Origin of the sequence: Acutalibacter caecimuris (assembly GCF_034335085.1) — a bacterium.
Classification (GTDB): domain Bacteria; phylum Bacillota; class Clostridia; order Oscillospirales; family Acutalibacteraceae; genus Acutalibacter; species Acutalibacter caecimuris.
The window spans coordinates 1-4381 of the sequence record NZ_JAWXXJ010000065.1 but is presented as its reverse complement, the minus strand read 5'-3'; the positions used below and the strand labels follow the sequence as shown (position 1 = coordinate 4381).

Sequence of the window (4381 nt, the reverse complement as noted above, 5' to 3'; positions counted from 1 at the left end):
TTGGGTGCAAAACCGCCGAAGATGATATCCTGCAAATTATCTACGATAATCTCTGCACCCTCTTTGCCATAGTTCTTTTCCAGCTGTGAAAAGGATTGGATGATAGGCACAATCTGCAAACGGCGGGAGCGGGAGGCAGAAAACATCATCTCGGCAGATTCAATCTTTGGAATGGTTCCAAACTCGTCCGCAAAGAAAACACAGCGATTCTTCAGCTTTCCACCGTTTTCATCGGCTACAGAGAGAATCTCTCGGTAGAGCTGCTGGATAATCAGCGAAATCATAAAAAACGAGTTGGGATTTTCCTCCGGTAAAATAACGAACACGGCGCACTTCTCATTGCAGAATCTTTCGGCGTCTATCTCTGTATCGAAACACAGAATTTGCTCTAATTCGCTGTCGAGGAACGAGTTAAGCCGCGACAGCGCCGTACCCATAACGCTTGCCATTGATTCCTTGGAGGTATTCAGCGCTGCCCCGGCAAACCATTTGACCTTGTGATCATTGGGCAGCATGGCCATGAGCTGCTGGAACTGGTTTTGCCCTTTCTGCTGAGAGGGTGCCAGTAACTCTTGGATGATTTTGAACACGGACACGATATGCCTTTTTTGCGGTTCGCAGAACTCTGCTACCAATAAAATGGTAGCCGCCACCAGTCCTTCAGCGGCATCGTAAAAATAGGCGTTGTCCCCAAAGGACGCACCGTCCATGCCGGACATGATGATGGTCTTGGCGATGATTTTTGCGTACTTTTCAGCCTTGGCTTTGTAGGCAAGCTGGTCGGGACACTCCAGGTAAGCGTCCATATATTTGTTGACCAGGTGGAGCAGGTTGTTTCCGTGGGAGCGGGTGGGATTGCGCAGGTCGATTACCGAAACATGGTAGCCGTATCTTTCTGCAATGGCGCCATAATTTCGTGCCAGGTCCCCCTTTGTATCGCTTGATAACCAGCTCATGCCGGATGCACAGGCGTACTCAATGCAGGGATACAGCCAATAAGCGGTTTTCCCAACACCAGCCGCACCGATCATCATCGTGTGAACGTCGCCGGTGTCCACCATGGCAATAGTTTCATTTCTGCCGGTACATCCCATAACAATGCCTTGGGGGAGTGCCTGCCCATTTTCCAGCGTAGGTTCCTGACCATGAGCAGCCTGCTCTCTCCAGCGTTCCGGCGTAAATGGGACGTGCTGGTACACTTTTCTTATCTCTGCTTTCGTTGCCCACCGAGCCGTACCGTGCTGTCCATCGCCAACCGTCTTTGCCTTGATATTATTGAGGTTGTAGATATGCGCCAGCAACGTCACCCCGCTGAGAACGCAGAACATGAGCGCAGCCACAAAAATCAACGGCGCAATATTTGGCATGATTCCTCAACCTCCAATCCCTCGCCACATAGCAAATCCTCGTTCCAGTCCTTATTGACCGGCACGAGGATTTCTGATTCTATATTTTGCATGACCAGTTTTGCGGTAATCCGCTGGGCAGCAAGTTGGCCCGGATTATCGCTGTCAAAACAGATGGACACTTTATTGATGCGGGGGTTATCCGTCATGAACTGAAACAGCACCTTGTCCGAAACAGAGCAGGCCGCCGCATAGCTGTGATTGTGCCAGCCGTTCTTGTTCATGGAGATAAAAGACAGCATATCAATGGGGGCCTCGAACAAATAGAGGCGGTCACTCCTACCATTCCAGTGAAAACTGTACTCTGGTACACTTCCCACAGCATTGCCTTTGTAGGTGGACGCAGAACTGGTTCCCCGCTTATTTGCGTGACGAGGGATGCCGTATTTATCAAAGCCAACGAACACCACGTTGTGGTACGGTGCGGATTCGTAAATCATCTTCTTGTGAACGAAAGCATACAACACATCCTTGTCAATACCTCGTTTGCTCAACAGATAGGCAAATACCCGCCGCATATTGTCGTTGGCGGGAGGCAGTTCGAACTTGGACGGTGCCTTTTGCGCAGGCGGCATAACGGAAAGCATACCATCACTCCGGCCCAGCAAATATTCCATTGCTTCCGGGTAAGATTTTTGGTAGAATTTTCTTACGAAGTCGATGGAATCGCCGCCCACCTGCTCATACTGATGGAACCAAAGGTTTCCCCGGATAGTGACCTTCTGAGAACCGTTCAGCCATTCCAATTCTGAGCCGGACTTGCGCAAGGTTTCACCTTGGCTGCGGAGCAGGCATGCTAGGTCGGTACGCCTTGCTTTTTCTTTTTGTTCATCTGTAAAAGGAATATATCCTGACATGGAACTCCTTTCCGAGAAATGTCCCGCACCAAATGGCGCAGAGCATTTCTCACAGTATTTTTGTTATTGCCGCAAACCTTGCGCCTGTTTTTTCTCATTGATCTTCCGGCGCAGTTTGCGGTCGGTGCTCCTGTCTTGGTATATGGGTCTAACTTCATTTTGCAGGATCTGACTGGTCTGCTGGATTAAGCGTAAAGCGTTCATACCAATGCCAGTACAAGCAACTGATAGCGATTGCCTGTGTGCGATTTCAACATCATCTTCAGCTGCGACCTGCTCCTGCTGACTATCCAGAACCAAATCTATAGCAGCCTGGATGATGGCGTTCTTAATCGATTTGAACTCCTTATTCTGCGACAGCGGTATCCTCTCTGGCAAACTGCTGTTGTAGGTGCGCAGCACATTCTCCCTCTGCTCATACCACAAATCATAAAGCGCGGAAATGCGATTGTCTTTTGTGATCTCATCGACGATGGAATCCACAATCGTTTTCACATCTGCTTTCAGATATCCATAGACCTTTTTGCCCTTGGTGCGTGAGAGTCGCCGTGCAAGCTGCACCAGCAGCTCCTCCAAGTGCGGATCAGAATAGCCGCCAGTATTTATCTGCGAAACGATTTCCGCCAGCACATCTTTACTCTCCGAACGCAGGCGGTTTCTATGCTCCGTCTGCTTTTCATAGATACACAGCAAGTCCTGCGCAAAAATATCTTTTGCAAAAGCGGAGCGCAGTTTTTGCACACCCTGCTTGGTGAGATAGCCCTCGCTTTCCACCGTGGAGTACGCAATAAGATGCACATGAGGATGATGCGACTCGTTATGAAAAGCTGCAAACCATTTCAGGTGTCCCATAGGGATGCGCAGGTTCTCTGAGAGCGCTTGGGTCTGGGTGCGCAGCATATCTCGCCAGCGGGAGCCGTTGTCAAAGCCAAGACGCTCCGCGTCCTCCCGGCGCAGAGAAATAATCGCCGTCCACACATTGCCGCCGTATTCGTTGAGCTCCCGAGACACCTCCGCAAGATTCACCTGCACACCATCGTCCGTAAAAAGTCCATGGGAGCCGAAGCGTTCAGCACGGGGGCGGGTGGCAATATAATCCGCATAGGTTTTGGCATTCAGCGCGACAGCGGCATTGTCCTCAATAGCACGGGAGATGAACTCCGATGCAGATTCCACTGTCTGTTTCTGCCGGTAATCTTCGTACTCTAACATTTCTTTACTGTCAGGGAAGTCACGCAGGATTTTGGCAATCAATTTCTTCTGATTCCAACTGACTGGCGCAAACTTTTTGGTATCATCAATTTTCTCCACACCATCACGGGTAGCAATATATTTTGCGTACCCTCCGCGCCCCTGCCGGGCGCCCGGTTTCAAGAACTTAAACTTCGTGACTAACTTTGCCACTCGACCGCGTCCTCAAAACGGAAATTGCCGTTGAGTCTTTTTACTTCTTGAACACACTCTCCACGCAGCCGGGCCAGGGATATCTCGTCTATCTCGCTGCTGGCAGCAACCACGTTCATGAGCATGGCCAGCTCCACTGCCAGCTTGAAAATCATCTTGCTCTGACGATTATCGCTTTCCGCTACAATGCTTTTCATGTTGGAGAGGAAAGCATTGGGAAGATAGGACGTGCCATCCTCGGCAGTAAGGCAGCCAATATAAAAACGAATTGCCTTTTCGATAAACTCAGATTTACTGCGGCAATCATCCTGCCGGTACAGCTCCTTGACCTTCGCCAGCGTGTCCGGATGGAGCCATAACGCGAATTTATATTTGTCCTTTGGTACCGAAATCTTGCAACACTCCCTTCTGGCGGCGCAACCCCGGAATATTTGGCGGAATACCGCCGTTTATCCGGTTTGCAACCCCATTTTCCTCTGAATACGAATTTAGCAACCCCTTTCTATTTTCTGGCCAGAAAGCCCGAAAAAGCCCGAAGGGACCGGCATTGCCGGGCGCGGTGAACCATGCAGGGGTGCAACAGCAACCCCTGCATTTTCTCCCGCTTAACTTTCGACCCAGTCGAAAGTTTCTTTTCTGACCTTGCCGAAACCGCCCCCAATCCCATAAAACCAGCGACTTTCCAAACCCGGCCCACAAAGGCCCAACACGGCC

The 4381-nt window shown here is 50.4% G+C and carries 4 protein-coding genes; all 4 read right to left on the bottom strand.

What is annotated here, in order from left to right; all coding sequences use genetic code 11:
• Positions 1-1367 (bottom strand): type IV secretory system conjugative DNA transfer family protein (locus U8U01_RS17030; RefSeq protein WP_322176782.1); only part of this gene is annotated, 1367 nt, incomplete at its 3' end.
• Positions 1346-2263, bottom strand: a complete 918-nt coding sequence (locus U8U01_RS17025) for a DUF3991 and TOPRIM domain-containing protein (RefSeq protein ID WP_304432807.1) — start codon at positions 2261-2263, stop codon at positions 1346-1348. The genes U8U01_RS17030 and U8U01_RS17025, both read right to left, overlap by 22 nt.
• A gap of 63 nt (positions 2264-2326) precedes the next feature.
• A complete protein-coding gene (gene mobP3 / locus U8U01_RS17020) occupies positions 2327-3667 on the bottom strand; it encodes a MobP3 family relaxase (protein WP_322176781.1) in 1341 nt (446 codons plus the stop codon).
• Positions 3655-3864, bottom strand: a complete 210-nt coding sequence (locus U8U01_RS17015) for a hypothetical protein (RefSeq protein WP_304433415.1) — start codon at positions 3862-3864, stop codon at positions 3655-3657. Before U8U01_RS17015 ends, mobP3 begins: the two co-directional genes overlap by 13 nt.
• Between the last annotated feature and the right edge of the window lie 517 nt (positions 3865-4381).

Bases quoted from the DNA above. Each gene is read 5' to 3' on its own strand.
- U8U01_RS17025 (WP_304432807.1), bottom strand. From the start codon at position 2,263: ATGTCAGGATATATTCCTTTTACAGATGAACAAAAAGAAAAAGCAAGG.
- U8U01_RS17015 (WP_304433415.1), bottom strand. From the start codon at position 3,864: ATGAAAAGCATTGTAGCGGAAAGCGATAATCGTCAGAGCAAGATGATT.